Source organism: Kineosporia mesophila, assembly GCF_021129235.1.
In the GTDB taxonomy this organism is placed as follows: domain Bacteria; phylum Actinomycetota; class Actinomycetes; order Actinomycetales; family Kineosporiaceae; genus Kineosporia; species Kineosporia mesophila.
In genome coordinates, this window is the sequence record NZ_JAJOMA010000017.1 from 29,225 (window position 1) to 54,942 (window position 25,718).

Annotated in this window: 23 protein-coding genes; 13 read left to right on the forward strand and 10 right to left on the reverse strand. The window is 71.0% G+C overall.

The window, feature by feature from the left end:
- Positions 1 to 35: 35 nt before the first annotated feature.
- From LR393_RS22900 to LR393_RS22910, 3 genes are all read left to right on the forward strand, one after another.
- Entirely contained in the window at positions 36 to 716 is a 681-nt protein-coding gene (locus LR393_RS22900; protein ID WP_231486205.1) for a TetR/AcrR family transcriptional regulator, read from the forward strand.
- A 113-nt stretch (positions 717 to 829) separates the two neighbouring features.
- Positions 830 to 1,198 carry a PRC-barrel domain-containing protein gene (locus LR393_RS22905; RefSeq protein WP_231486206.1) on the forward strand — a complete coding sequence of 123 codons (369 nt, stop codon included), beginning with the start codon at positions 830 to 832 and terminating at the stop codon, positions 1,196 to 1,198.
- Between the two features lie 126 nt (positions 1,199 to 1,324).
- Positions 1,325 to 2,512 (forward strand): aminotransferase-like domain-containing protein, encoded by a 1,188-nt coding sequence (locus LR393_RS22910; protein WP_231486207.1) that lies wholly within the window; start codon positions 1,325 to 1,327, stop codon positions 2,510 to 2,512.
- 20 nt (positions 2,513 to 2,532) lie between these two features.
- On the opposite strand, the gene LR393_RS22915 is transcribed toward LR393_RS22910, so the two are convergent.
- A complete protein-coding gene (locus LR393_RS22915) occupies positions 2,533 to 3,243 on the reverse strand; it encodes a response regulator transcription factor (protein WP_231486208.1) in 711 nt (236 codons plus the stop codon).
- Between the two features lie 673 nt (positions 3,244 to 3,916).
- On the opposite strand from LR393_RS22915, the gene LR393_RS22920 reads away from it, so the two are divergent.
- From LR393_RS22920 to LR393_RS22935, 4 genes are all read left to right on the forward strand, one after another.
- Entirely contained in the window at positions 3,917 to 7,594 is a 3,678-nt protein-coding gene (locus LR393_RS22920) for a hypothetical protein (protein WP_231486209.1), read from the forward strand.
- A 31-nt stretch (positions 7,595 to 7,625) separates the two neighbouring features.
- Positions 7,626 to 9,128: a hypothetical protein gene (locus LR393_RS22925; protein WP_231486210.1), complete on the forward strand. Its 1,503-nt coding sequence runs from the start codon at positions 7,626 to 7,628 to the stop codon at positions 9,126 to 9,128.
- 102 nt (positions 9,129 to 9,230) lie between these two features.
- A complete protein-coding gene (locus LR393_RS22930; RefSeq protein ID WP_231486211.1) occupies positions 9,231 to 10,445 on the forward strand; it encodes an MFS transporter in 1,215 nt (404 codons plus the stop codon).
- Between the two features lie 114 nt (positions 10,446 to 10,559).
- Positions 10,560 to 11,024 (forward strand): MarR family winged helix-turn-helix transcriptional regulator, encoded by a 465-nt coding sequence (locus tag LR393_RS22935; RefSeq protein WP_231486212.1) that lies wholly within the window; start codon positions 10,560 to 10,562, stop codon positions 11,022 to 11,024.
- On the opposite strand, the gene LR393_RS22940 is transcribed toward LR393_RS22935, so the two are convergent.
- Positions 11,017 to 11,394, reverse strand: coding sequence for a pyrophosphohydrolase domain-containing protein (locus tag LR393_RS22940; protein ID WP_231486213.1), 378 nt, complete (start codon positions 11,392 to 11,394; stop codon positions 11,017 to 11,019). The two genes, LR393_RS22935 and LR393_RS22940, sit on opposite strands and share 8 nt — an antisense overlap.
- Before the next feature lie 127 nt (positions 11,395 to 11,521).
- Between LR393_RS22940 and LR393_RS36585 the strand changes: the two genes are divergently transcribed.
- On the forward strand, positions 11,522 to 12,958 hold the full coding sequence (locus LR393_RS36585; RefSeq protein WP_331282973.1) for a GGDEF domain-containing protein: 1,437 nt from the start codon (positions 11,522 to 11,524) through the stop codon (positions 12,956 to 12,958).
- A gap of 145 nt (positions 12,959 to 13,103) precedes the next feature.
- Here the strand turns inward: LR393_RS36585 and LR393_RS22950 are convergent, their stop codons facing one another.
- Positions 13,104 to 13,985 carry an LLM class F420-dependent oxidoreductase gene (locus LR393_RS22950; RefSeq protein WP_231486214.1) on the reverse strand — a complete coding sequence of 294 codons (882 nt, stop codon included), beginning with the start codon at positions 13,983 to 13,985 and terminating at the stop codon, positions 13,104 to 13,106.
- Between the two features lie 182 nt (positions 13,986 to 14,167).
- Here LR393_RS22950 and LR393_RS22955 point away from each other — a divergent pair, with 182 nt between their 5' ends.
- Positions 14,168 to 15,175: a LacI family DNA-binding transcriptional regulator gene (locus tag LR393_RS22955; protein ID WP_231486215.1), complete on the forward strand. Its 1,008-nt coding sequence runs from the start codon at positions 14,168 to 14,170 to the stop codon at positions 15,173 to 15,175.
- 60 nt (positions 15,176 to 15,235) lie between these two features.
- Positions 15,236 to 16,609, forward strand: coding sequence for a GH39 family glycosyl hydrolase (locus LR393_RS22960; RefSeq protein ID WP_231486216.1), 1,374 nt, complete (start codon positions 15,236 to 15,238; stop codon positions 16,607 to 16,609).
- 65 nt (positions 16,610 to 16,674) lie between these two features.
- Here LR393_RS22960 and LR393_RS22965 read toward each other — a convergent pair whose 3' ends face one another.
- Both LR393_RS22965 and LR393_RS22970 read right to left on the reverse strand, forming a co-directional pair.
- Positions 16,675 to 17,691, reverse strand: a complete 1,017-nt coding sequence (locus tag LR393_RS22965) for an aldo/keto reductase (RefSeq protein ID WP_231486217.1) — start codon at positions 17,689 to 17,691, stop codon at positions 16,675 to 16,677.
- A 25-nt stretch (positions 17,692 to 17,716) separates the two neighbouring features.
- Positions 17,717 to 19,141, reverse strand: coding sequence for an MFS transporter (locus tag LR393_RS22970; RefSeq protein ID WP_231486218.1), 1,425 nt, complete (start codon positions 19,139 to 19,141; stop codon positions 17,717 to 17,719).
- Between the two features lie 240 nt (positions 19,142 to 19,381).
- Here LR393_RS22970 and LR393_RS22975 point away from each other — a divergent pair, with 240 nt between their 5' ends.
- The 3 genes from LR393_RS22975 to LR393_RS22985 are packed head-to-tail and all read left to right on the forward strand — an operon-like array spanning position 19,382 to position 21,573.
- On the forward strand, positions 19,382 to 20,404 hold the full coding sequence (locus LR393_RS22975) for a zinc-binding dehydrogenase (protein ID WP_269327749.1): 1,023 nt from the start codon (positions 19,382 to 19,384) through the stop codon (positions 20,402 to 20,404).
- 18 nt (positions 20,405 to 20,422) lie between these two features.
- Complete coding sequence (locus LR393_RS22980) at positions 20,423 to 21,175, forward strand: carboxymuconolactone decarboxylase family protein (protein WP_231486220.1); 753 nt, start codon at positions 20,423 to 20,425, stop codon at positions 21,173 to 21,175.
- On the forward strand, positions 21,172 to 21,573 hold the full coding sequence (locus LR393_RS22985; protein ID WP_231486221.1) for a (R)-mandelonitrile lyase: 402 nt from the start codon (positions 21,172 to 21,174) through the stop codon (positions 21,571 to 21,573). The genes LR393_RS22980 and LR393_RS22985 overlap by 4 nt, the downstream gene beginning before the upstream one ends.
- A 4-nt stretch (positions 21,574 to 21,577) precedes the next feature.
- Here LR393_RS22985 and LR393_RS22990 read toward each other — a convergent pair whose 3' ends face one another.
- The 5 genes from LR393_RS22990 to LR393_RS23010 are packed head-to-tail and all read right to left on the reverse strand — an operon-like array spanning position 21,578 to position 25,694.
- Positions 21,578 to 22,174 carry an energy-coupling factor transporter transmembrane component T family protein gene (locus LR393_RS22990; protein ID WP_231486222.1) on the reverse strand — a complete coding sequence of 199 codons (597 nt, stop codon included), beginning with the start codon at positions 22,172 to 22,174 and terminating at the stop codon, positions 21,578 to 21,580.
- Positions 22,168 to 22,854: an energy-coupling factor ABC transporter ATP-binding protein gene (locus tag LR393_RS22995; RefSeq protein WP_231486223.1), complete on the reverse strand. Its 687-nt coding sequence runs from the start codon at positions 22,852 to 22,854 to the stop codon at positions 22,168 to 22,170. The genes LR393_RS22990 and LR393_RS22995 overlap by 7 nt, the downstream gene beginning before the upstream one ends.
- A complete protein-coding gene (locus tag LR393_RS23000; protein ID WP_231486224.1) occupies positions 22,851 to 23,993 on the reverse strand; it encodes a thiolase family protein in 1,143 nt (380 codons plus the stop codon). Before LR393_RS23000 ends, LR393_RS22995 begins: the two co-directional genes overlap by 4 nt.
- Entirely contained in the window at positions 23,986 to 25,071 is a 1,086-nt protein-coding gene (locus LR393_RS23005) for an AMP-binding enzyme (RefSeq protein ID WP_231486225.1), read from the reverse strand. The genes LR393_RS23000 and LR393_RS23005 overlap by 8 nt, the downstream gene beginning before the upstream one ends.
- Positions 25,071 to 25,694 (reverse strand): biotin transporter BioY, encoded by a 624-nt coding sequence (locus LR393_RS23010; protein ID WP_345718647.1) that lies wholly within the window; start codon positions 25,692 to 25,694, stop codon positions 25,071 to 25,073. Before LR393_RS23010 ends, LR393_RS23005 begins: the two co-directional genes overlap by 1 nt.
- Between the last annotated feature and the right edge of the window lie 24 nt (positions 25,695 to 25,718).

Sequence of the window (25,718 nt, forward strand, 5' to 3'; positions counted from 1 at the left end):
TGGACCAGCGGTCCATCTCTGTCAAGCTGGTTCCCGTGACCAGCCCGGACCAGCGCAGCCCGCGCCGCAGCGACGCCCTCTCACGGGACCGGATCGTCGAGGCCAGCATCGAGATCCTCGACACCGCGGGCGAGAGCGGCCTGACCGTGCGGGCTGTCACCACCCACCTGGCGACCGGGCGGGGTGCGATCTACCACCACGTGACCGGCAAGGACGAGCTCCTGGCCGCCGCCGCCGCCGGCATCATCGACCACGTCGTGACCGGCACCGGCCCCGGCGACGAGCCCCGGAAGGCCCTGCGGGCCCTGGCCCTGAGGATCTTCGAGGCGATCGACGCGCACCCGTGGGTGGGCACGCAGCTGTCCCGCGACCCGTTCCAGCCCGCCGTCCTGCGGATCTGGTCGGGCGTCGGAGCCCACCTGCAGCGCCTGGGTGTGGACGGGCCGGCCCGCTCCGATGCCGGCGCCGCCCTGGTCAACTACGTGCTCGGGGCCGCCGCCCAGCACGCGGCGGGCGCCCGGCACGCCACCGACGACGCCGCCCGCCAGGCATTCCTGGACACCCTGGCCACCCGGTGGGCCCAGTTCGACGGCGAGGCGTCCGGATCGGCCTCACACCTGCGCGAACACGATGACCGGCAGCAGTTCCTGGCCGGGGTCGACATCTTCCTGGCCGGCCTCAGCCGTCCGGACTCCGACGCATCAGGGGACATCTGATCTTGCGGATCCGCCAGGAGGCGGTGGACTGATTGTCGCAAGGAGGTTTCGCCCGGGTTTCGAACGGATGACCCGAAACCGCGCCACCCACCTGCCGCTTGGAGGCATACATCGTGAGCACGTCCAGCAACTGGGACCCGTGGAACTACCGCGCCGAGGCCGGGGTCGGCACCGGACGCGACCTGACCGGCCTGTCCGTGCAGGCCACGGACGGCCACATCGGCAAGGTCGACGAGGCCACCTACGACACCGACAGCAGCTACATCGTGGTCGACACCGGCCCGTGGATCTTCGGTAAGAAGGTGCTGCTCCCGGCCGCCGTGATCCGCTCGGTGGACGTGGAGAAGAAGGACCTGTACGTCGACCTGACGAAGGACCAGATCAAGGAATCGCCGAAGTTCGAGGAGGGCTCCACCTCTTCGGACACGGCGCACCGCGACGACGTCGGCACGTACTACGGCAAGTACCACAACGGTCTGTAGCCCGGCGGTTCCATGACAGTTCCGCGGTAACGGCGGAACCGGTGAACGGCCCCCTGTTAGCCTGAACACGGCTATCCCCCAGGGCCGTCATTGGTTCCGCCGCATCCACGTCCCCAGGAGCAGCCGGTGTCCTACAGATTCGCCGACCGCATGGAGCGGGTCCACCCCTCGGCCATCCGCGAGCTGCTGAAGTTCGGGGACGACCCGGGCATCACCTCGTTCGGCGGCGGCTACCCCGACCCGGCCCTGTTCCCCCTCGACGAGCTGCGGTCCGTGTTCGACGAGGTGCTCCAGGAGGGCAACCGGTCGGCACTGCAGTACACCACCTCGATCGGCCTGCCCGGCCTGCGTTCCCTCATCGCCGAGCGGATGACGGCCGACGGCTCGGCCTGCGGCCCCGATGACGTCCTGGTGCTCCAGGGGGCCCAGCAGGGGCTGGATCTGGTCGCCAGGCTGCTGATCAACACCGGCGATGTGATCGTCACCGAGAACCCCACCTTCCTCGGGGCACTCATCGCCTTCAACCCGTGCCGGCCCCGCTACGCGACGGTCGACGTCGACGAGGCCGGGATGAAGACCGAGGAGCTGGAAGCGGTTCTGCGCTCCACCCCCGAGGCCCGGTTCATCTACGTCATCCCCGACTTCCAGAATCCCTCGGGTGCGACGCTCAGCCTGCAGCGGCGGGTGCGCCTGCTCGAACTGGCCTCCCGGTACGACGTTCTCGTCCTGGAAGACACGCCCTACCGCGAACTGCGCTACGCCGGAGAGCAACTGCCCACCCTGCGGTCGCTGGACACCGAGAACCGGGTGATCCACCTCGGCAGCTTCTCCAAGACACTGGCCCCGGGACTACGCATGGGGTGGGCGGTGGCCGCCCCCGGGATCCTGGAGAAGCTCGGCCTGCTGAAGCTGGCCGCCGACACCCAGAGCAGCACCCTGAACATGGCGGTCACGGCCCGGTTCCTGCAGAGGTTCGACCTGGACCAGCACATCCGTGGCGCCCGGGAGGTCTACCGGGCCAAGCGCGACCTGATGCTCGCCACCCTGGACGAGCACTTCCCCGCGCGGGTGAGCTTCACCCGCCCCGACGGCGGCCTTTTCACCTGGGTCGAGTTCCCCGGGGAGTTCGACAGCGCCCGCTTCATGAGCGAGCAGGCGCTCCCCCACGCCAAGGTCGCCTACGTCCCCGGCGCCACCTTCTTCCCCCTCGTCGAGCGCCCGAACTTCGCCCGGTTCAGCTACTCCGGGCAGTCCGACCAGGCCATGGTCGACGGGCTCGTGCGGCTCGGCCATCTTCTGCACGAGACGCTCTGACCGCCGGCCACGGCCATCGGTCACCGCACCACGGGTGAATCCAGGGGGCCGGGCCGACCGGCGTACGGGGCGGGAACGATCCCCGCAGCTATCCCCCGGTTGATGGCGTCGATCCGGGAGACCGCCCCCAGCTTGCCGAAGACGTTCCGGAGATGGCGTTTCACCGTCCCTTCGGTCGTGCCCAGCCGGCCGGCGATCTGCACGTTGCTGAGAGCCTGGGCCGCCAGGCCCAGCACCTCGGCCTCCCGTTGCGAGAGTCGCTGCACCCGAATAACTTCCCCCGGCGGCGCGAAGAGACGGTCGGCGCCGTCGGCTGAGATGGATACCGTGACGTGCCCGGGACGGGAAGCGGCCCGCACCACGGCCACGAGCTCATGGCGGCTGGTGCTCTTGTGCAGGAATCCCCGCACGTGGCGGCGCGCCAGGGCCCGGACGAAGTCTGGGTCGTCCGACATGGACAGCACCACAACGCCAATGCCGGGAGCAATGTCGGCTATCTGACCGACCAGCTCGGGCACGTCGGCACCGGGCACCCCGACATCGAGGAGCACGACGTCCGGGCGGGTCAGCCGGACCAGATCGGGAACGGCAACGACCTCGTCGGCCTCACCGACCACCTGCATATCGGTCTGGGCCTCAAGAATCTTCCGAAGACCCTCACGAAAGAGCGGATGATCATCCGCCAGGACGATCCGAATGGCAGCCGGTTCCCCCTCCCGGACTCCCTTCACCGGACTCTGACCACGACATCTAACCGAAGACCCAGCAAGGGACTGCTCCGATCCGGAATCAGGGATTCAGCACCGGCACCCCCATTGGCACCAAGGAGCCACAGAATACATATCGCCCGGACCCTGTGCTCGCTCCTCGCCACCGGGCAACAGCACGGTGTGATCACCGACCGCCGCGCACCCGTCGGCCCCCACCCGGCCCGGACCCCTAGGTCCCGGCACCGAGATGGCCGACGACATGCGGCGTTGCCGAACCGGCAGCCGCCCCGGCCAAGCGCTACGGTCACCGTTCGGCAGGTACTCACCACGCCCGCCCCGGCATCGTCAAGAGCAGTCCGCCCGGGAGCCCATGAAGAATGTCACAGAACGTACCGGTATGTCCGTTCGTTGGTCATGCCCTCGATCGTCCGCTCCGGCTCCTCGGCGACACCCCGGATCCGCGGCCTCCCACCAGCGTCTCCTGTCCAGGAGGAGAACCCGGCGGACCGCAGGGAGTAGGGACGTATGTTCCCCCGGGCGGACCCGGCGTACCTCTTCCGGGGTGACACGGCGACCTTTCCGTCGTTCGAAGGATCCGCCCCCAGCGACCTTCCGATGCCCGGAACGCCCGCAGCATGGGGAGCGAGCGGTCAGCGACGACCGGGTCCGTGCATCGACCTCGAGAGGGAACGTCGTGACCTTGACCGAGACGACAGCTCGCCCTGGCGACCAGAGCCCCCAGATCGTCGGATTCTTCCCCGGGCTGGGCAGCCGAAGCCACCACCGCGATCTCGACCGCGACCACCTGGACGCGAACGACGCCGTCACGAACGACATCTACCGTTCCGCCGCAACAGTTCTCGGCTTCCCGGCGACACCCGAGCGGCTCCTGCTGCGCGCCGGGGACCTCCCACCGACCCGGCTGGCCCAGCAGAGCCTCATCGGGGCGGGCGTGCTCGTGCACGGCCTGGTGCTGCGAGCGCGGCTGATCGGCCAGGCCCGCCACCAGGGTCTGCCCGCCCAGTTCGTCGCCTACACCGGGGAGAGCTTCGGCATGCTCACCGCGGCGGTCGCGGCCGGGGCGCTGAGCGTCACCGACGGGGTCCGCACGGCCGCCGCGTTCACGCCACTGCTGCTGATGGCGGCCGAAGGTGCCCAGCCCGAGGACGATTTCACCGAGCGCCTCGCCCGCTACCGGCCCGGGCCGGCCGGGTCGGGCCTGGTGGCCGAACCGCATCACGTGATCGGGCTCCGGGGCGCCCCGGAGGTCCTGGAGCACGTCCTGGAGCAGGCCCGGGCCGAGTTCGGTCCCGACGTCGAACTGCACAAGGCCTACTCGTGGCGGCAGGTCAACGTCTACGTGCCGGTCCCGGCCCGCGACGCCTTCGACCGGTTCACCGGACGTTTCCCGGAGCTACAGGTCACCGATCTGAAGCCGCCCACCCGGTTCCTGGCCCACTCAGCGCGAATGCGCCCGGCGCGAGCGGCGTTCGAGCGATTCCTGAATGAAGAGGGCATCACGCTCTCGGCCCCCTCGGTGCCGCTCGTCCCCAACCACGGCACCGGCCTGATCCGGACCGCGGACGAGGTCAGGGAGGCGCTGGGGGCCATGGTCGACCAGGTGATGGACTCCCGCTCGACCGTGGAGATGCTCCAGCAGATCGGCCCGGACCTGGTCGTGGAGTTCGGCCCCGGCGCGCGTTCGCTGCACCTGCTGGCCGACAACCACGTACCGTTCCCGTCGACGGCCTACACCGGGGCCGCCGAGGAGACAGCGGAACTGCTCGAGGGGCTGGAACTCTCGGCGATCCTGCGGCGGGAGCTGAGGCACCGCGCCGGGCCCGGGCCGCTGGATCCGGTCCGGCGGCTCTTCCGGGCCACCGCACGATCTGCGTTCCTCGATGGCTGGGTGCGCCACACGGTGAACCAGGTCGTCGCGGACGAGCTGCTCACCGATGCGCACGCCCCGCTGCCCGGCACGGTGGATCACCGGCTGCTGGCCGTCCTCCAGCACACGCTGGCCTACCGGGACGTGGTCGATCTGCGCCGGGGCGAGATCGTTCTGCAGGCCCGGCTGAAGCGGGACGTCTTCGGCCAGATCCACGGCGTCGGCCGCCCGTACTCGGAATTGCAGGTGAGCCTGCCCGACGGTGAGACCGAGTTGCGGACGACCTCGCGTGTGCTTCATCCCGAGGTGGTCGTCCATCTCCTGGACGCGCCGGGGCACCGCGCCGGCGACGGTCACCTCCTCGGCTCCGTGCTCCGGCAGGAACCCCCCGCCCGTGAGCAGGTCCACGCCGTGCTCGCCGCCGCCGGCCTGAACGACGACGTGCTGCACGCGGGCGGGGCGAGGGCCGGGGCCGCGCGGCGCCTGCTGCTGCCCCTGGCCCTGTTCAGGACGCTGGGGCGGCATCGCCCGGCCTTGCTGGCCCAGACCGACCACTACCTGGCCGCGCTCGGCCGGGAGGGATGGCTGGCCGCCCTGGTCCTGGCCGGGTCGGCGGACAGCGCCTCCGCTCTGGCCGTGACCGCGGGCGCGGACGTCGAGGCGTTCGTCGCCGGTCTGGGCGACGCCCAGACCCCGCTGCTCGCGCCGAGCGGTACCCCGGTGCGCTCAGGCCGTGACCTCCGGGCGGTGACCCGCGGCATCCTGCGGCCGGAGGGCGGGAACAGCGGCCCGCTGCCTGTGCGTCTCAACGGCGACTGCCTGGTGATCTCGCTGGGACACCCGATCACCCCCGAGGACGTGGACGCCCGGCCCTTCCGCGGGCAGACGCTCGCGGTCACCGACCCGCACGACATCGCCCGGCGGGGGACCTGCCCGGACCTGGACGACTTCGAGAACCGGGTCCTGCGGTCGGTGACCGCCGAGAGCCGCAGCGTGCTGCGCGAGGCCCGCCAGCGCCGGGTGCTGATCAGTTCGGTGAACACGTTCCTGGCACCGGGCGAGAGTGTGCTGGGGTTCGGGGACGGGGGGAGCGAGTCCCTGACCATCTTCCTGGAACGGCCCGGCGAGAAGGACACCGTGGTCCGGAAGATCCTCAGCCCGGCGCTGATCACGGCCCGCTGGGAGGACGACGGCACCGGGGTGATGCTGCCCCCGTTCGCCAAGGCCCGCAAGCAGGCCGAGTTCCTGCAGGCGCTGCCCGAACCGGTGCGCTCGCGGTTCCCCCGCGTGACCCACGCCCAGGAGCGGGTGGTGCCGGTGCCGGAGCACCTGCGGGAGGGCCGCCCGGACACCTTCACCGAGATGGTCTACGAGATGAGCTACGTGCCCGGGGTGGAGGTGAGCCGGTACGTGGCCCGGGAGACACCGCCGCCGGCGGTCGTGGCCCGCCTCTACGAGGTGATCTTCTCGACCCTGCACCGGGAGACGCACACGGTCGGGCGGGTGCCGGCGCCGGGTTCCACCCTGGAGACCTCGTACTTCCGCAAGATCGAGGACCGGCTGAACCTGTGCCGCCGGACCGCTCCCCTCACCTTCTCGCCGGATCTGCTCGACACCGAGCACATCGTCATCAATGGCCGCCGCTACCTGAATCACGGGCCGCTGCTGCGCCGCTTCCGCCAGAACGCCGTGTTCCGCAGAGTGCTGGAGCCCCGCTGGCACGCCCTGGTGATGGGTGACACCAACACCGAGAACATCAAGATGGCGCAGGTCGAACCATTGCGCCGGGCCGCCCGGCTGATCGCCGACCAGGCATCACCGGCCCGGATCGCCGCCGCCCTGCACGACATCACCGCCGGGTCGATCGGGCTGATGTTCCTTGATCCGCGCGCCATCGGTTTCGACTCCGACGGGGCGGTCACCCGGGACGACCCGATGTACGACAACAAGCCGTGGCACAACTCGATCGGGCACTACGACGAGATGCACCACGAGCACTTCGATCTCGTCGTGGACGCCGGGCCGGGCCGGACCCCCTCGATCGACGTCGCGTTCCACGACGACAACCCCTACCGGCGTTCCTACCGGGTCCGGGACGTGGCGGTCACCGGGGCGCCGGTGCATCCGCACGCGCCGGAGGGGATGGAGGACCACTTCGCCGCCGTCATGACCTCGGCCCACGGCCTGGATCGCCCGGGTTCTTCGTACCTGCGTGAGGACCCGCACTGGCTGGTGCGTTTCGTCTTCATGATGGGTACGCACTTCACCGCCATGCCGCCCTTCCACTTCTCGTCCGAGCCGGACGGCTCGCTCTCGGACTCCCCGCAGAGCCAGCGTCGGCCCGTCGCCATCTACGGCGAGGGCGTCCAGTGGCTCAACTGGGCCCTGGAACTGCTGGAAGGAACCCGTACGCAGTTCCTGGGGGTGTGTCCCGCGGCCCTGCCGGGTGAGACCGGCCACCTCGCCGACCCCGCCGCAGCCTGAGCCGAAACATCCTCCAGGACAGGAGAGTCACATGGTTCGGCAAACTTCCGCGGCCGCCGGCCCGCGGCCGGGGACACCGACCGCGATCGGTCCCCTGACGGCCGAGCGGCGCCTGATCGCCACTCCGTGGAGCCGCATGGTGCGGGCCCTGGGACTCGGCCAGGACCCGACCGGACCGGACCCGCAGACCGGGCAGTTCGTCCGTGAGACCTTCGCCGCCCTGGTGAGGCGGGTCGGCGGCGGCAACCCGTACACCGTCTTCTGCGCCGGCCTGGCCGATCTGGTGCTGGAGGCCACCGCACCCGGAGGGCCCGCCGGACAGGAGGCCGGGCGGCGGCTGCCCGGCCTCCTGGCCGCCGCCGGGGCGGAACCGAACGCCTACTACCGGCTGACAGCGCTCTGTCTGCTGGCGGAGTCCTGGGTCAAGTGCGGGCTGGACTCCAGGGCGCTCACCCAGGGCGGTCCGGACCTCCCGGGGCTGATCCTGGCCACCCTGGACCAGATCCGCCCCGATCAGATCCAGGACGAGAACCGCGGCCGTCACGGGCAGTACGAGCGGCTGTCGGCCAGCACCTCGGCCTTCCTGGCCGTCGGGCACCTGGGGGTCGCGCACCGCCTGGTGCAGGATCAGCGTGACCGGGTGCGCGAGGCGCTGGGCCTGCTCGAGCAGATCCCGGCACCGTTCTTCCGGGGTCGCGGCGGATCGATGCTGATGTCGGTGACCGCTGCGCTCGGCCGCCCAGACCTGGTGAACGGGCAGGACCCGGACGGTGGCCCCGACCATCTGCGCGCCACGCTGGACTACCTCGACCGGGCCGGCGAGATCAACCTCCCGCCGGCCTTCCCCAGCCCGATGACCCCCGCCTTCGGGCAGATCTACCCGCTCCTGACCATGCTCAACGCGGTGGCCGCGGTGGGCCGGCCGCAGATCCTCGACGAGGGCCGCGACCGCCTGGCCCAGGCCGACGAGCTGTACCGGCGGCTGGCTCCCGCCGAGCGCACACACATGGGCCTGTACCTCCTGATCGCACTGCACAACCTGGGCCGTCTCGCCGAGCGCCGACCGGAATGGGAGGACGAGGTGACCGCCCTGGTCGGGCAGTGGCGGGAGGGCGACCCGGGCGCCGACTACTTCCTGCACGGCATCTCCTACCCGTACCTGATCGAGACGGCCCGCCTGACCGGGCGCACCGACCTCCTGCCCGAGGCGATGCTCGTCCGCCTGGCGGGCGCCTCCATCGGCCTGGAGCGATCGGCGGAACACCGGGCCAACCGGCCCTACCCGTTCAGCTACGCCGTCTCCACCCTCGGGGCCCTGAACCGGCTGGACCTGCTGAGCACCCCGGACCGGCGGTACGACGGGCAGAGCGCGACCTCCTGGGTGATCGACCGGCTCTCACCGGGCGGCCGGGCCGAGGGCAACCGCCTCTACATGCTCGACCACGCCCTGGTGCACCTGGCCCTGCGTCAGCGCGACCCCGCCCGGGCCGAGCCGGCCCTGTTCGCGGGGTTCCGGTTCGCCGCCGATCGGTAACGCCCGTGTAACCAAGCGTGATTAGGCTACTTGCAGCGGTAGCCCGCGTGCGGAATAGTTTCAGACGTCAGACATTCTTTCCTCAGCCTGGAAGGTCTCCTCATGCCTATCGGCCTTTTCGCCCTGGCCCTCGGGGGGTTCGGCATCGGCCTCACGGAGTTCGGGATCGTCGGCCTGCTCCCGGAAGTGGCTGCCGACACCGGAGTCTCGGAGTCGGTCGCCGGCTATCTCGTCTCCGGCTACGCCCTCAGCGTCGCCTTCGGGGCCGTCGCCCTGAGCGCCGCGGTGATCCGGATGGACCGCAAGAAGGTCCTGGTCGGACTCATGCTCCTGTTCATCCTGGGCAACTTGATCTCCGCCGTGGCCCCCGGGTACGGCATCCTGCTGGCCGGGCGGATCGTGGCCGCGCTGTGCCACGGTGCCTTCTTCGGGATCGGCGCCGTGGTCGCCGCCGACATGGTCGAGCAGAGCCGTAAGGGTGGGGCGATCGCCCTGATGTTCGGCGGGCTGACCCTCTCGAACGTGCTCGGTGTCCCGTTCGGCACCCTGCTGGGCCAGCAGCTGGGCTGGCGCGCCACCTTCTGGGTGATCACCGCCCTCGGCGTCGTCACGATGATCGGCATCCAGGCTCTTGTCCCCGCCACCCCGGCCCCGCAGGACACCCATCTGCAGCGCGAACTGGCCGCCTTCCGGCGTCCCCAGGCATGGGTGTCCCTCGCCGTCAGCACCCTGGCCTTCGCCGCCGTCATCGGCCCCTTCACCTACATCGCCTTCACCCTGACCGAGGAGACCGGCTTCGCGACGTCCACCCTGCCGTGGCTGCTGGTCCTCTTCGGGGTCGGCACCTTCATCGGCAACTACGTCGGGGGCCGCGCGGCAGACCGCAACCTGGACCGGACCCTGCTGACCGCCCTGGCCGTCCTGACGGTGGTTCTCGGCGTCTTCGCCCTTCTGGTGGACAGCAAGCCCGCCGCCGTCGTCCTCCTGCTCCTCATGGGCGCGGTGGGCCTGTCCGCCGCTCCCGGCCTGCAGGTGCGCATCATGGTTTACGCCCCGGACGCACCGACGGTTGCCAGCGGCGCGAACATCGCCGCCTTCAACATCGGCAACGCGATCGGCGCCTGGATCGGGGGCCTGACGATCGCCGCCGGCCTGGGCTTCGCCTCTCCCCTGTGGGTCGGCGCCGCGCTGGCCGTGGGTGGCGTGGGGGCTCTGCTCGTCGGGGCGGCGCTCCCCCGCGAGGCCACGGCCGGCGAGGCCGCCACCGTGGAGGAGCCCCTCCCGGCTCTGGCCCGCCAGCCCGAATCCGCAGGCTGAGCCGACACCGCCCGGAAACTACCCGCGTCGTCCGTTCGTTGACGACGCGGGTAGTTTCACTGGGAGAACGACGCGTCCGCCCCGAGGACGTCCGTGGACGAGGAGGCTCACACCATGTCGCTGCCTGACGAGAAGGTCGAGGCGCTGGTTCACGGCTGGCGCCAGCTCGCCGTCCTTCACACCCGGATCGCGGCACGCCTGGAGCAGGTCCTGCAGGGGCAGTTCGAGCTGAGCGTCAACGAGTACGGCGTGCTGGAACTGCTGTCCCGGCAGGAAGAACACCACCTGCGCATGGGTCAGCTGGCCACCGCCATGGCGATGAGCCAGGCCGCGACCACCCGGCTGGTCACCCGCCTCGAAGACCGGGGCCTGCTCCGGCGCTGCCTGTGCCCGGACGACCGGCGGGGCATCTACAGCGAAGCCACCGGCGAGGGCGCGGCCCTGCTCGCCCACGCGCGCCAGGAGCACAACGCCGCCCTGGAGAAGGCTCTGTGCGAGGCCCGGGAGGCCAACCCGGACATGGCTCATCTGATCGAGGCCATCGGGACCGCCGAGCGGCAGCCGGTGCTGGTCAGCTGATCCGGGCGCGGATGGCTCCGTCCCGCCCGGCCGGGGTCTCCAGCCAGGACAGCCATTTGCGCCGCACCGCGAGCTCGGGGTCGATCCCGTGGTGGTGGGCCAGGATCAGCACGTGCGCCAGCACGTCGGCCAGTTCGTCCTCCAGGCCTTCGCGCAACTGCCCGGGAGTCTTGTCCCGCGAGCGGTTCTGCCCGCTCACGGCCAGGTACGCCTGGGTGAGCTCGCCCAGTTCCTCCTGCAGTTTCAGGAGGAACCAGGCCGCGTCGCGCTCGATCCCGAAGCGCTGCGCGTAACCCTGCGAGACCTGCTCGAGCGATGCGGTCAGGCTGCGCAGATCGCCGCCCCCGGCCGTCCCTGAATCGTTCGTCATCGTGGTCCGGACCCCTGCCTCGGCGGCTGCGAGCGCACCACTGTGCCAGATCGGCCCGCACCGCCCGCTTCACCCCGGCCCCGGATCTGTCGATGGCCTGGCCATCGGGGAGTTCGAGGGGGCTGGTGTGCCAGGGTCGCGCGGCTGGCAGTGGTACACGTCGGTGTGCGGGGTGGTCGTGCTCGGCTATCTCGCCACGCCGTCGGAGCCGGCCCAGGCGCTGATCGCCGGGCTGGTGTACCTCTCGGCGACGGTCGCGATCCTCGGGGGCGTCCGGCGACGCCGGCCGCGGACCCGCTGGGCCTGGTACCTGCTGGCGGTGAAGGTCGCCCTGTTCGGGGCCGCGGAGGTCGCCTACTGGGTGCAGAGCCTGACGACCCACCGCGATGCCTTCCCCTCGGTGGCCGACGCCCTGTACCTGCCCTCGTCCCTGCTGCTGATCGTGGTCCTGATCGCCTTCACGCTGGCGCGTCACCGTGAGTGGGACCAGGCCGGGCTGCTGGACGCGGCGGTGCTCTCGATCGGGGCCGGGATGCTGGCCTGGTTGTACCTGATCTCGCCGACCGCGGACACCGGGAACCTGTCGGTGCTGGGCCGGACGGCCTCCCTGGCCTATCCGATCCTCGATCTGCTGGCCCTGGCCGTGCTGCTCCGGCTCACCATCGGCTCGGGCCGAAAACCCGCGGCCTACGGGCTCCTCGTGGGCGGCGTCATCACGCTCCTGGTCACCGACGCGGTCTACACGCTGCTCGAGCTGGCCGGGGCCTACCAGGCCGGTGGGGTCCTGGACTCCGGCTGGCTGGTGTCGCACATCCTGTTCGCGTCCGCCGCACTGCACCCGTCCATGCCCGAGCTCTCCCAGCCCAGCCCGCCGGTCCCCGAGGGCGTCATCGGCCGGCGCCGGCTGTACGCCCTGGCCGTGGCCAGCCTGATGGCCCCGCTGGTCCTGATCATCGAGTGGCTGCGCCACGAGGCCATCGACGCCCCGGTCATCGCGGGCGGCTCCATCGGCTTGTACCTGCTGGTCCTGGCCCGCCTGCACGGTGTCGTGCAGCAGCTGGCCTCCTCGCTGGACACCGCACAGTCCCAGGCCCACACCGACCTGCTCACCGGCCTGGCCAACCGCCGGCTGTTCTACTCCCGGTGGACCCGGTCGCTGGCCGAGGCCCCCGGCCCGACCGCCCTGCTGTACATGGACCTGGACGGTTTCAAGGCGGTCAACGACACCCTGGGCCACGAGACCGGTGACGCCGTCCTGCAGATGGTGGCCGACCGCATCCGGCAGGTCGTGCGCAGCGGTGACGTGATCGCGCGCCTGGGCGGTGACGAGTTCGCGATCATGCTGCCGGGGGCCACCGACGAGCACGCGGGCGACATCGCCGCCCGCATCGTCGCGGCCGTCTCGGTGCCGATGACGATCCAGGCAGCGCCGGTGCGGGTCGGGGCGAGCATCGGCGTCATCCTGGCTCCCCCGGGAGCCGACCCCGACGCCGAGATCAAGCGCGCCGACACCGCCATGTACGGGGCCAAGTCCGCGGGACGAGGCCGGGTCGTCCGGGCCTGAGCCGCAACGATCACCCCCTTCCCCAGGAGACGGAGGGCTTCTGCGCTGAGCGGCGCGCACGCCGTTGTCGTCATCGGGCCCGCCGACCACACCCGTGGGGAGGTCCGGTGGACGCCGGACCCCTCGCGGACCGTCGTCGGTCGCCTCAGATCGCCCGCAAGCGGGGGACGACGTTCTCGACCAGGCCGGTGGCCCAGGGAACCGGGTTCTCGTACGGCGGGGGCGTCAGGGCAACCAGGCTGATGCCCAGCGCCTTGAACTCCTCCATCTGGGACAGGAACGTGTCCACGTCCCCCAGGACCTCGCCGCGGAAGAGCATCGTCTTCTCGATCGCGTCGTAGTCGGTGCCCAGGCGCTCGCAGTGCCCGCGCAGCACCTCGAGCTTGTGCCGGATGGTCTCCAGGCCCTCGGCGCCCGGCGCCGCGAACAGGTTGCAGGCCTGCCCGTACTCCGCGACCAGCCGCAGGGTCTTCTGCTCCCCGCCGCCACCGATCATCACCGGAACGCTTCCCCGGCGCGGCTGCGGAAGGTTGATCGTCTCCTCGAGCTGGTAGTGCCGGCCGTGGTAGGCGCCGTCGTTGTCCGACCACATCTGCCGGCAGATCTGCAGCGTCTCCTCCAGCCGCTCGAACCGCTCGGCGGTGGACGGGAACGGCACGCCCAGACCGGCGTGCTCCCGGTCGTACCAGGCCGCCCCCAGACCGAGCATCGCGCGCTCGCGCGAGAGGACGTCCACCGTCGAGACGATCTTGGCCAGCAGACCCGGGTGCCGGTAGGTCACCCCGGTGACCAGCAGGCTCAACCGGACGTTCCTGGTGACGCCGGCCAGGTAGCCCAGCGAGGTGTACCCCTCCAGCATCGGCTCGAAGGGCCCGCCCGCGTGGAGCATCTGGAACCAGTGGTCCATCACTGTCAGCAGACTCACGCCACCCTGGTCGGCGACCAGCGCCGTCTCGGTGAAGCGGTCGGTCAGGGTCGTCTCCCACTCGGGGTGGGTGAACGTGAAGTAGTGAATGCCGAGATCCATGAAAAGCCCTCTTCCTTGCCACCACGGTTGTGCCACCGGCCGTACCCGGCCGATCAGGACGGTCACCACCCTAACCGCAGAAACGGAGGATCATCCGGATTTGCCGCTCACCGACATCTCCTGGTCACCGTGTCGGGCCGGCGTTACGGTTTTCGAACCGGTTCGACGGAGAAAAGGTGCGCATGGGTCCGACCATTGCCGATGTGGCCCGGGTCGCGGGGGTCTCCCGCAGCACGGTCTCGTACGCCTTGTCCGGCAAGCGCAGCATCTCCGGGGAGACCCGGCAGCGGATCTTCGACGCCATCCGGGATCTGGGGTTCACGGCCAACGCCGGCGCCCGGGCCCTGGCCACCCGGCGCACGATGGTGCTCGGCCTGCTGATGCAGTTCGAACCGGACGAGTTCGCCCCGGCCATGCTCCAGTACGTCATGGCCGTCACCGAGACCGCCCGCCGGAAGGGCTACGACATCCTGCTGGTGACCGACCACGACGGGCCGGCCGCGCTCCGGCGGATCACCGACTCCGGCATGGTCGACGGGGTGGTGCTGCTCGACGTGCTGCACGACGACCCCCGGCTGCCGGTCCTGCGGGAGGCCCACCGGCCCGCGGCAACGGTCGGGCTGCCCGCGGACACCGAGGGGCTGGACGTCTACGACCTCGACTTCGGCGCGGCCGCCCGCCAGATCGTCGACCACCTGCGCGATCTCGGTCATCCGGAGATCGTCCTGATCACCCCGCCCCGGCCGGTGTTCTCCCGGGGCGGCGCCTACAGCTGGCGTTTTCGCGACGCGGCGGTGGAGCAGGCGGCCCGGCGCGGCGTGCGGCTGACGGCCCACTACGGCGAGGCCGACCCGTCCCGGATCCCCGCCACCGTCGGCGCCGTTCTGGATGCCCACCCTCAGGCCACCGCCCTGATCGTGCACAACGACGCGACGGCGGCCATGCTCCCCGCGGTGCTCGGGGCCCGCGGGGTCGCGGTCCCCGGTGACCTGTCCGTGATCAGCCTCTACTCGGCGGATTTCGCCCGGACGTTCTCCCTGCCCTACACCTTCGTCGAGTCCGCTCCCGGCCTCCTCGGCCGGTCGGCGGTCGAGGCACTGGTGCACCGCCTCGATCACCCCGGTGGGCCGGACCGACCGGTCACCCGGCTCGTCGCCCCGCACCTGATCGACCGGGGATCCACCCGCTGACCCCGGCGCTCCCTTCGACGCACCCAAGTTCGTGTGGATCCCCCTCCTGAAGGAGTTCCCATGCCGAAAAAAGCTGCTCCGCGAAGGCGTCCGTTGCTCTTCGTCGTTCTCGTCCTGATCGCCGGCCTGTTCGCGGTGATCCGCCCGGCCGGGCCGGCCGCGGCCGCCGTCGACGGGATGACCGTCGACATGTCCACCTACGGTGGCACTCCCACCTACCGGGCCAGCGGCTTCATCTACGGCCTGTCGCAGAACGGGACCACGCCGGCCCAGAGCCTCCAGAGCCAGATCAAAGTGACTGAACTACGGGCCGGCGGTTCGCAGATCGGCTGCCCCAACGGCGGTTACGTCAACGGGGCCTACACCGCCCGCTGGACCACCGAGAAGGCCTACTACGCCCGGGCCAAGGCTCTGGGGGCACACTTCGAGATGATCCTGGCCGGGCTGTGGGGCGCGGACGGCGTCTGCACCGTTCCGCGCTGGCCCGGCAACGGCGGCAGCTGGACCGAGTACAACGCCTTCTTCGACCAGGTCGTCGCCGACGTCAAGGCGGCGGGCATGACCGGGTCGGACGTGCGCTGGGACCTGTGGAACGAGCCGAACATCTTCTTCTGGGGCGCCACCCAGGCCCAGTACCTGGAGATGGTCAAACGCGGCACCCAGCGCATCCGGGCCGCCCTGCCGAACGCGGTGATCGAGGGCCCGAGCTGCGCCTGCAACCCCACGGACGCGTGGTTCACCACCTACCTGGACTACGTCAAGGCCAATAACGTAGTTCCCAACATCCTCAGCTGGCATGCCCTTCCCGGCGACCCCGCTGTGGACGCCGCCAATGCCCGCACCGCTCTCAGCACCCGTGGCCTGACCGTCTCCGGTCTGGACGTCAACGAGTACGGCGCCTACGGGGCAGAGCAGCAGCCGGGCCCCTCGGCCTGGTACATCGCGCGCCTGGAACGGGGCAACGTCGACGGCGCCCGCGCGAACTGGGGCATGGTCGGCCAGACCCCCTCACTCTACGACACGATGGGCTGGCTGGTCACGGCCGGCGCCAACCAGCCGATGGGCCAGTGGTGGGTCTACCGGCGCTACGCCGAGCAGACCGGGCAGCGCACCCGGATCACCCCCGGAGCCTCGGACGCTCACGACGGCACCGTGTTCCAGAACTCCAGCACCCACACCACGATCGGCGTCTACGGGGCGACCCCCTCGGCCGCCACCGGCTCGGTGGGGGTGACCTACGCCAACATCCCGTCCTGGCAGCAGACGAACAGCACCGTTCACGTCAAGGTGGAGAGGATGCCGTCGACGAACGCCGCCGTCTCCGCCCCCACCGTGGTGTCCGACGCCCGGGTGAGCGTCACCGGTAATGCCGTCACGGTCAATCTCGACTGGACGAACAACCTCGACGCCTACGTGGTCACCCTGACCGCCTGACCGCCTGACCGCCGTTTCCCGGCGCGGTTCCTCACCGGACCGCGTCGGGAAATCCGGGGCCCGGTTCAGCGACGACGCGCCTGCGGGGTGAGTTCGGCTGCACCGTAGCTGTTGTCGTCGGGATTCAGGGTCACGCCGGGGGCCACCAGCTCGTCGATCCGGTCGAGCACGGCCTCGCTGAGCGTGATGCCGGCCGCCGGGAGCTGCGACTCCAGCTGCTCCATGGTCCGCGGGCCGATGATCGCCGACGTCACGCCCGGGTGGTTGATCGCGAAGGCCAGGGCCAGCTCGATCAGGGTGATGCCCTCCTTCTCGGCCAGCAGGGCGAGTTCCTCGACGACGTCGAGCTTGCGCTGGTTGGCCGGGCTGGACATGTCGAACCGGGCGCTCGGGCGGGCGGCCGAGGTCGGCCGGCCGGCCGCGTCCTTACGCCAGCGGCCGGACAGCCAGCCCCCGGACAGCGGGCTGTAGACCAGGGTGCCCATGCCGTGCCGCAGGGTGGTCGGCAGGACATCCTCCTCGATCCCGCGCACCAGGATCGAGTACGGCGGCTGCTCACTGACGAACCGCTCCAGATGTCGCTCCCGCGAGGCCCACTGAGCCTCCACGATCTGCGCACCGGAGTACGAGGAGGACCCGATGTAGCGGACCTTGCCCTGCCGCACCAGGTCGGTCAGGGCCCCCAGGGTCTCCTCGACGTCCATCACCGCACTGGGGCGGTGCACCTGGTACAGGTCGATGTAGTCGGTCCCCAGCCGGCGCAGGGAGTTCTCGACCTCCTGCACGATCCACTTGCGCGACCCGCCGGCGTGATTGGGCGCCTCGTCCATCGGCATGAAGAACTTCGTCGCCAGGACGATCTGGTCGCGACGGCCCTTCAGGGCCTTCCCGACGATCTCCTCCGACACCCCTCCGGAGTACACGTCGGCCGTGTCGACGAAATTGACGCCGGCGTCCAGGGCCCGGTGAATGATCCGGATCGAGTCGTCGTGGTCGTCGTTGCCCCAGGGGCCGAACATCATCGTGCCCAGGCACAGCGGGCTGACGGACAACCCGGTGCGCCCCAGAAGGCGGTATTCCATGATCTTCCTTTCGTGGAGGCAGATATCAGTCACGCGCGGGCAGCAGAACCACCAGCACGATCAGCAGGGCCAGGGCCAGCATCACGCTGCTGCCGGTGATCGCATCATGGAACTGGGCGGCCACGGCCCCGGGCGAGGTGCTGCCGGACCCGGCACGCGTCGAGATAGCCACCAGTACAGCCAGTCCCAGGGCCATGCCGAGCTGGTGGGCGGTGTTGAGCAGACCGGAGGCGGCCCCGGCGTCGGATTGCCGTACCCCGGCGATCCCGGAGCTGGTCAGGGGAGCGAACACCAGCCCCTGGCCGGCGCCCACCAGCACCATCGGCAGGGCGACGGCGGTCACGTAGGCGCCGCCGACCCCGGCCTGGCCCAGCCAGAACATCCCAGCCAGGGTCAGGGCGGTGCCGCCGGTCAGCAGCACGGCCCCCGGGATGCGGGCACCCAGGCGCGGCGCGGCCATGGCCACCCCGAAGTTCACCATCGTCATCGGCAGGAAACCCAGCCCGGCCTGCAACGGGGTGAATCCGTACGAGTTCTGCAGGAACTGGGTGGTGAAGAAGAAAAAGCCCATCATGGCGCCCAGATAGAGCAACCGCACCCCGTAGGCCCCGCTGCGCTCCCGGCTGCGGAACAGCCGCAGCGGCATGATCGGCTGCTCGGCCCGGCCCTCATGAAGCACCAGGACGATCAGGAGGACGATTCCCGCGGCCAGCGAGCCCAGGACCCGCGACGAACCCCAGCCCGCGGCGGAGGACTCGATGAAGCCGAACACCAGGGCCCCGATTCCCGCGGTCGCGCAGATGGCGCCGATCAGGTCGAATCGCCCGTCCCGGCGCGGAGTCTCGGTGAGCACGCGACGGGTGGCGACGATCATGACCAGGGCGATCGGCACGTTCACCAGGAAGGCCGCCCGCCAGGAGATCCACTCGGTGAGGGCGCCACCCACGAGCATGCCCAGGCTCGCCCCGATCCCGGCCGTGGCCGCGTAGGCGGCGACCGCGCGGCGGCGGGCCTCGCCCTCGAAGTAGACGGTGATCAGCGCCAGGGAGGTCGGGGCCACCACCGCGGCGCCGATGCCCTGCACCGCGCGCCCGGCGATCATCCACCAGCCGGTCTGGGCCAGCCCGATGAACAGGGAGGCCAGGCCGAACACGGCCAGGCCGGCCACGAACAGGCGCACCCGGCCGACGAGATCCCCGGCCCGGGCCCCGAGCAGCAGCAGACCCCCGAAGACCAGGGTGTAGCCGTCCTGCACCCACGACAGCGACGCCGGGGACAGATCCAGACTGTCGCGGATGGTGGGCAGCCCGGTGAAGATGACCGAGTTGTCCATCAGGATCATGAAGTAGCTGACCAGGATGACGGCCAGGACCGCCCCCGACCGGGCGGGAGTTCCCGTTCCGGCCGCCGGGGTGGTCACGGCCGGCGCGGGAGGTGCTGTATCTCGCATGCCACCAGTGAACGGGCCCGGCCGTGACCTGGGGAGATCCTGTCGTGGCCGGTACTGGCATTACCTCCCTGGAGATCCGGCCGGCGGGCTGATCCGTCCGGGGAGGTAATGCCAGTACCTGGCCCAGCAGGATCTCCCTCTCCGCTGCGGTATCCCCTTTCCTGGGTGAGGAGGCAGCGGATGTCCGGCCTCCACTCAAAGCCCCTTCGGAAGGAACCACCACAGGTGCGAGCCACATTCATGTACGGCGCCGGTGACGTCCGTGTCGAGCAGACAGCCGACGCCGTCATCCGGCAGCCGACCGACGCCGTCGTGCGGATCGTCCGTTCCTGCGTGTGCGGGTCGGACCTGCACCCCTTCGGCAGCATGCCCGCGGGCACCGACGGCGCCGCCATGGGCCACGAGTTCATCGGCGTCGTGGAGGAGATCGGTTCCGCCGTCACGAACCTGGTCCGGGGTGACTTCGTCATCTCCCCCTTCGCCTACTGCGACAACACCTGCGACATCTGCAAGGACGGCTTCCAGACCGCCTGCGTCAACGGCGGCTGGTACGGCCTCGGCGACGTCGGTGGCGCCCAGGCCGAGGCCGTGCGCGTCCCACAGGCTTCCGGCACCCTGGTCAAGGTCCCGGCCGGGGTCGACGAGGCGCTCTACCCGTCGCTGCTGGCCCTGTCCGACGTCTACCTCACCGGCTACCACGCCGCGTTCATGGGCAAGGTCCAGCCCGGCAGGACCGTCACGGTCATCGGTGACGGCGCGGTCGGCCTGTCGGCGGTGCTGTCGGCCCGGCAGATGGGCGCGGAGCACATCATCCTGATGGGCCGTCACACCGACCGCACCGACCTCGGCCGGACGTTCGGCGCCACCCACGTCGTCGCCGAGCGTGGCGAGGAGGGCGTGGCCCAGGTCATGGAACTGACCGGTGGTCAGGGCTCGCACATCGTCCTGGAGGCCGTCGGCCACCTGCCGGCCTACGAGCAGGCCTACGGCATCGTTCGCGCCGGTGGCGTGATCAGCCGGGTCGGCGTGCCCCAGTACGAGGACGCACCGGTGGGTTTCGGCTCGCTCTTCGGCAAGAACGTCACCCTCAACGGCGGCCCCGCCCCGGTCCGCGCCTACATCGAGGAGGTCCTTCCCGACGTCCTCGAAGGGCGCATCGACCCGGGCCAGGTCTTCGACCGCACGCTCACCCTAGACGAGGTCCCCGCCGCCTACCGGGCCATGGCCGACCGCGACGCACTCAAGGTGCAGCTGATCCCCTGATCGAAAGGCAACATCATCATGACGCCGGGCGACACCGACGCACTCTTCCCCGGGCCGATGTCCGGTCTGAGCACCACCGACCCCGAACTCGTGGATTACTTCGGTCATTTCGCGTTCGACGAGGTACTGCGGTCCGGGGAGCTGGACCCGCACACCCGCCTGATCGTGCAGCTGTCCGCCCTGATCGGGAGCGGGTCCCTGCGGGAGTTCCGGGTGCTCCTGGGTGGTGCACTCACGAGCGGGGTCACCCCGGTGCAGGTCAAGGAGATCGTTTACCAGTCGGTCGCCTACGTCGGGATGGGCCGGGCGATCGACTTCGTGCACGCCACGAACGACGTCCTGAACGACCGCGGGATCGATCTGCCCCTGCCCGGCCAGTCGACCACCACCCCGCAGACCCGCGCCGAGAAGGGCCTGGCGGTACAGAAACAGATCGTCGGGGCCGATGCTGTCGACGCGATGTACGCCAACGCCCCCGCCGACGAGCAGCACATCCAGGAACTGCTGTCGGCCAACTGCTTCGGCGACCACTACACCCGCACCGGGCTCGACCTCCAGACCCGCGAACTGGTCACCCTCGCCGTCCTGATCGGCCTGGGCGGCTGCGATCCACAGGTCAAGGGGCACGTCGTGGCCAACCTGAATGTCGGCCACGACCGGGCGCTCCTGCTCACCGTCATCACCCAGCTGCTGCCATTCGTCGGTTACCCCCGCACGCTGAACGCCCTGCGGGCGCTCGACGACGTCGCACCGTCAGACAGGACATCATGAACATCGAACCGGCCGTCCCCACGTCCAAGAACCCGCCCGAGCAGTTCGCCGGTGACGTCTGGCTCGACCCGATCGCGCTGCCGCACGAGGGCGACCAGCGGATGATCGTGGCCACCGTCCGCTTCGCGCCCGGCGCCCGCACCGCCTGGCACTCCCACGCCCGCGGCCAGTACCTGCGCGTCACCCAGGGCGTGGCCCGGTTCGGCGGCCGCGACGGGCAGATCTTCGAGGTCCACGCCGGCCAGACCCTCTACACCCCGCCCGGCCAGGAGCACTGGCACGCCGCTGCGCCCGGCTGCTTCATGGAGCACATCGCCATGATCGAGAACGCCGACGACCCGGCCGCGACCACGCAGTGGCTCGAGCACATCACCGATGACGAGTACAACGGCGTCTGAGGAATTACCGCACACCCCGGGCCGTCAGCGCATCGCCCAGCGCATCGGCGTGTTTGAGCGCGACGACCAGGAACGGCATCGCGAAGTGCCGCAGGCCCGGCGGGGCGCCGCGAGCACGCTGGGCCTCACGGACGTCGTGGGCCAGACGGGCGAGCACGGGCAGCATGGTGATGGTCACGATGAGCAGCAGGGCCACGCGCTGCCGGTCGACGCCGAGGTGGTCCAGCGGTTTCAGGCCGCGCTCGAGGGCGTCCAGCAGGGCGCCGACGGGGGTGGTCAGGGCGAGCAGGGCGCTGATCACCAGGGCCGCGCCCACCCGGGTGGTGTTCGCGGCCGCCGGTCCCGGTCCGAGGAACACCAGCTGCCCGGCTGCGGTGACCCCGATCGCCCAGCGCACGGCGACCAGCTGACGGCGCAGTTCCCGCAGGCCGATCCCGGGCACCGCGTAGCAGCCGACGGCGATGGCAGCTGCTACCGCGGGGCCCGGCCAGCTCACCGGCAGCAGGCTCACCCCGAGCACGATCACTATGAGCAGCAGCGCTTTCGGGCCGGCCGCCAGCCGGTGCCAGGGGCTGTAACCGGCGCGGTAGAGGCTCAGCACGCGAGGTGCGCCTCGTAGGCGGCGACGACCGGGGCGGGGTCGCCGATCGCGGCGATCGTCCCGTCCTGGATGAAGACCACCTGGTCACAGCGCTTCGCCAGGTCGAGGTCGTGGGTCACCAGCAGCAGCCGGTGCGAGCCCTTCCCGAGAAGGTGACCGGTGACCCGGCGGGCGTTGCGGGCGTCCAGGTACGCGGTGGGCTCGTCGGCAATCACCAGGTCGGGCTCCCGCACGAAAGCTCCGCACAGGGCGAGCAGCTGTTTCTGCCCGCCCGAGAGGTCGTGGGCCGAACGGTCGGCGATCCCGTCCAGGCCGAACCGCTCCAGCGCGGCCCGGACCCGACGCCGTTTCTCCTCCCGCGGAAGCTTGTCCGAGCGCAGGGAGAACGCGACGTCCTCGGCGACGGTCGGCATGATGATCTGCGCGTCGGGGTTGCTGAACACCATGGCCACCCGGCGCCGGAGCCGGGCCGCGTCCCGCGCCGGGTCCAGACCCAGCACGCGAACCGTGCCGCGGGTGGCCGGGGTGAGCCCGCCGACGATCCGGGCGAACGTGGACTTACCCGAACCGTTCTCGCCGATGACAGCGATCGTGCGGGCGTCCAGCGCACAGGTGACGTCGCGCAGCACCACCACGTCCCCCCACCGCACGCTGACCTCGTCCAGAAGCAACGCACTCACCGGACCACCTCGACGACCGCCGCGACCCCCATACCGCCACCGACGGACGCGGCCGCCACCCCGAGCGTTCCCGCCGGGGCACCCGCGCGGACCAGACGGCTGAACAGCCGGACCAGGCTGACCGCACCGCTGGCACCCCAGGGGTGACCCAGCGCGAGAGCGCCACCGTCGGCGCAGACCCGGGGATCGTCGTCCTCCAATCCCAGCCGGGAGAGGACGGCGAGAGACTGCGCCGCAAAGGCTTCCACGATCTCAAAGGCGGCGACGCCGGCGATCGACGCACCGGCGCTCGCGAGCGCGGCCTGTACGGCCGGGGCGGCGCCGATGCCGGGAAGGGCCGGGTCGCAGCCGACCACGGCCTGCCCCCGCACCACGAGACCGGGTGCCCGGCCTCGCATCGGTCGAGGGATCACGGCGACCACCGCCGCGCCGTCACTGATCCGGGTCGAGGTTCCCGCCGTGACCGTGCCCTCCGGGAATTGAGGACGCAGTCGGGCCAGCAGGCGTTCGTCCCACCTGATCGAGTCGTCGGCGAATACACCACTCAAAGTTACGATTTCGTGGTCGAAGCGGCCGGCGTCGTGGGCTGCGCGGGCTCGCCGGTGACTGCGGGCGGCGTGGGCGTCCTGGCGTTCGCGGGTGATCCCGTCGGCGTGGGCCAGGGCCTGGGCGGCCTCCAGCATGTCCGGGTCCGGCCAGCCGGAAGGTGCGAAGGGCGCTCGCTCGTAGATCTTTCCGCCGATCGACCGGGTCGGTGCGGTCGAGGCGCTCTCGACCCCACCGGCCAGGCGCGGACGGTCGTCGCCCGCCTGGATGGCCCGGACCGCGTCGAGGACGGCGGCCAGGCCACTGCCGCACTGCCGGTCGATGGTCGCACCCGGCACGTCCACGCCGAGCCCGGCCGCGAGCGCGGCGATCCGGGCCGGATTACCCCCGGGTCCCCGACAGTTTCCCAGCACGACGTCGGCCGGGACGAGGGTGGAACCGATGGCGGCCTCCGCGTCGGACAGCGCGCGGCGCAGGACGGGTGCGGCCAGGTCTTCGAGGCCGAGCCGGGCGAAGGCCCGGCTGCGGGTGGCGATCGGGGTGCGCCGGGCACTGACGATGACCACATCAGGGGTCCGTACCCGGTCAGGCAAGACGAGGCACCTCACCGGTGAGGGCCCGGCGCCGGGCCTCGGCGCGGGCGGGTTTTCCGGAGGCCGTGCGGGGCAGTTCCCCCACGAACCAGACGCGCGGACGATGAGCGGTGGCGAGCCCGGCCTCCACCGTGGTGCGCAGACGGCCGGCGGTCAGGGCCGGGCCGTCCGGTTCGACCAGGGCCGCGACGATCTCACCGATCCCCGGTGCCGGGATGCCGAAGACCACCGCGTCGCGGACCCCGGCGATCGTCCTCACCTGGGTTTCCACCTCGTCGGGGACGACGGTGGCCGAGGCGGTGAGGATGGCGCTGTCCGCGCGTCCGTGCAGCGTGAGCACGCCCTGGTCGAGGGACGCGAGATCGCCGACGGTGCTCCTGGCCCCGTCCGTACGCAGGGGGCCCGTCCCGCCCAGGTAGCCGAGCGCCGCGTACGGCGTGCGCACCCACAGTTCGCCGTCGCGCACGTCCAGGTCCACCCCGGGGAACGCCCGCAGTCCCGTTCCGTCGTCGAGGGCGACGAACGACAGTTCGGCCGCCCCGTAGTACGAAATGACCCGGATTCCGCGTGCTTCGGCGGCGGTCCGCAGGGACGGGTCGAGGTGGGAACCGCCCACGAGGGCGACGCGGAGCCGGGGGTGGGTGTCGAGGACGGTACGCAGGGCGTGCGGTGTTCCGTGGAACGAGGTGGCGTCCTGACTGTCGGCCACGGGCGCCGGGCCGCCGTCGAGAGCGTGGGCCAGTGAGAACAGCGTCAGGGACGAGGCCGGTGGCGCCGGGAGCAGAACCGGGCCGGTGAGGATCGTCGAGATCGCGGCGAAGGAACGCTGCCACGACGCCGCGGTGCGCAGGACGATGCGCGGTCTCCCACTGGTACCGGACGTCAGGGTCGCCCAGGCCGCTTCGCCGGGCACCGGGGCGCCGGCCACCAGGTCATGCACCGCCGACCAGTGCGCCGACGGCCAGCGCTCGTCCCCGACCAGCGGGACGTCTCCCCGGCGGCGCACCTCGCGCAGCCGGTCGAGCAGGTCGAGCAGGTCGCCGGGGAAACCCCGCAGCACGACGATCCGGGACGTCATCACGTCGCTTCCGGGCGGGAGACCTCGCGCTGCCGGGACGAGCCCCAGGTGCGGCGGAACGCGCGGGGGTAGGCCCGCAGCAGGGTGCCGACGGTGGTGGTCGCGATCGCCGCCTTGATCAGGTCGCCGGGGATGAACGCGAGACTGAGGACGACGGTGTGCCCCAGCGGCAGTCGGGTCACCAGGCTCTGGACGGGGATCCCGATCGCGTAGACCACGAGGATCCCGCCGATCAGGAGGCCGAGCGCCGTCCGGGCCAGCGTGGGCCGGCGGGACGTGGAATGCACGACGAGCCCGGTGACGAACGCCCCGGCGACCCACCCGAAGAGGTAGCCCGCGGACGGCCCGGTGAACACCCCGATGCCGCCCCGACCGCCGGCCAGCAGCGGGAGCCCGGCCGCGACGAGGACGAGCAGGACGATCATCGCCAGGGCGCCGAGCCGGGGACCGAGGATCGCCCCCGCCAGCATGACCCCGAGGGTCTGTGCGGTGATGGGTACCCCGCCGAACGCGCTGAAGCTGCCCGGCAGCCCGAGCGCCACCGTCAGCGCCGCGAAGACCGCCACGCGCGCCAGATCCGTCGCATCGATCGGCCTGACCGTTGAACCGTGCCCTTTTGCCATCGCCTCGCCCTCCTGAACGGCGTT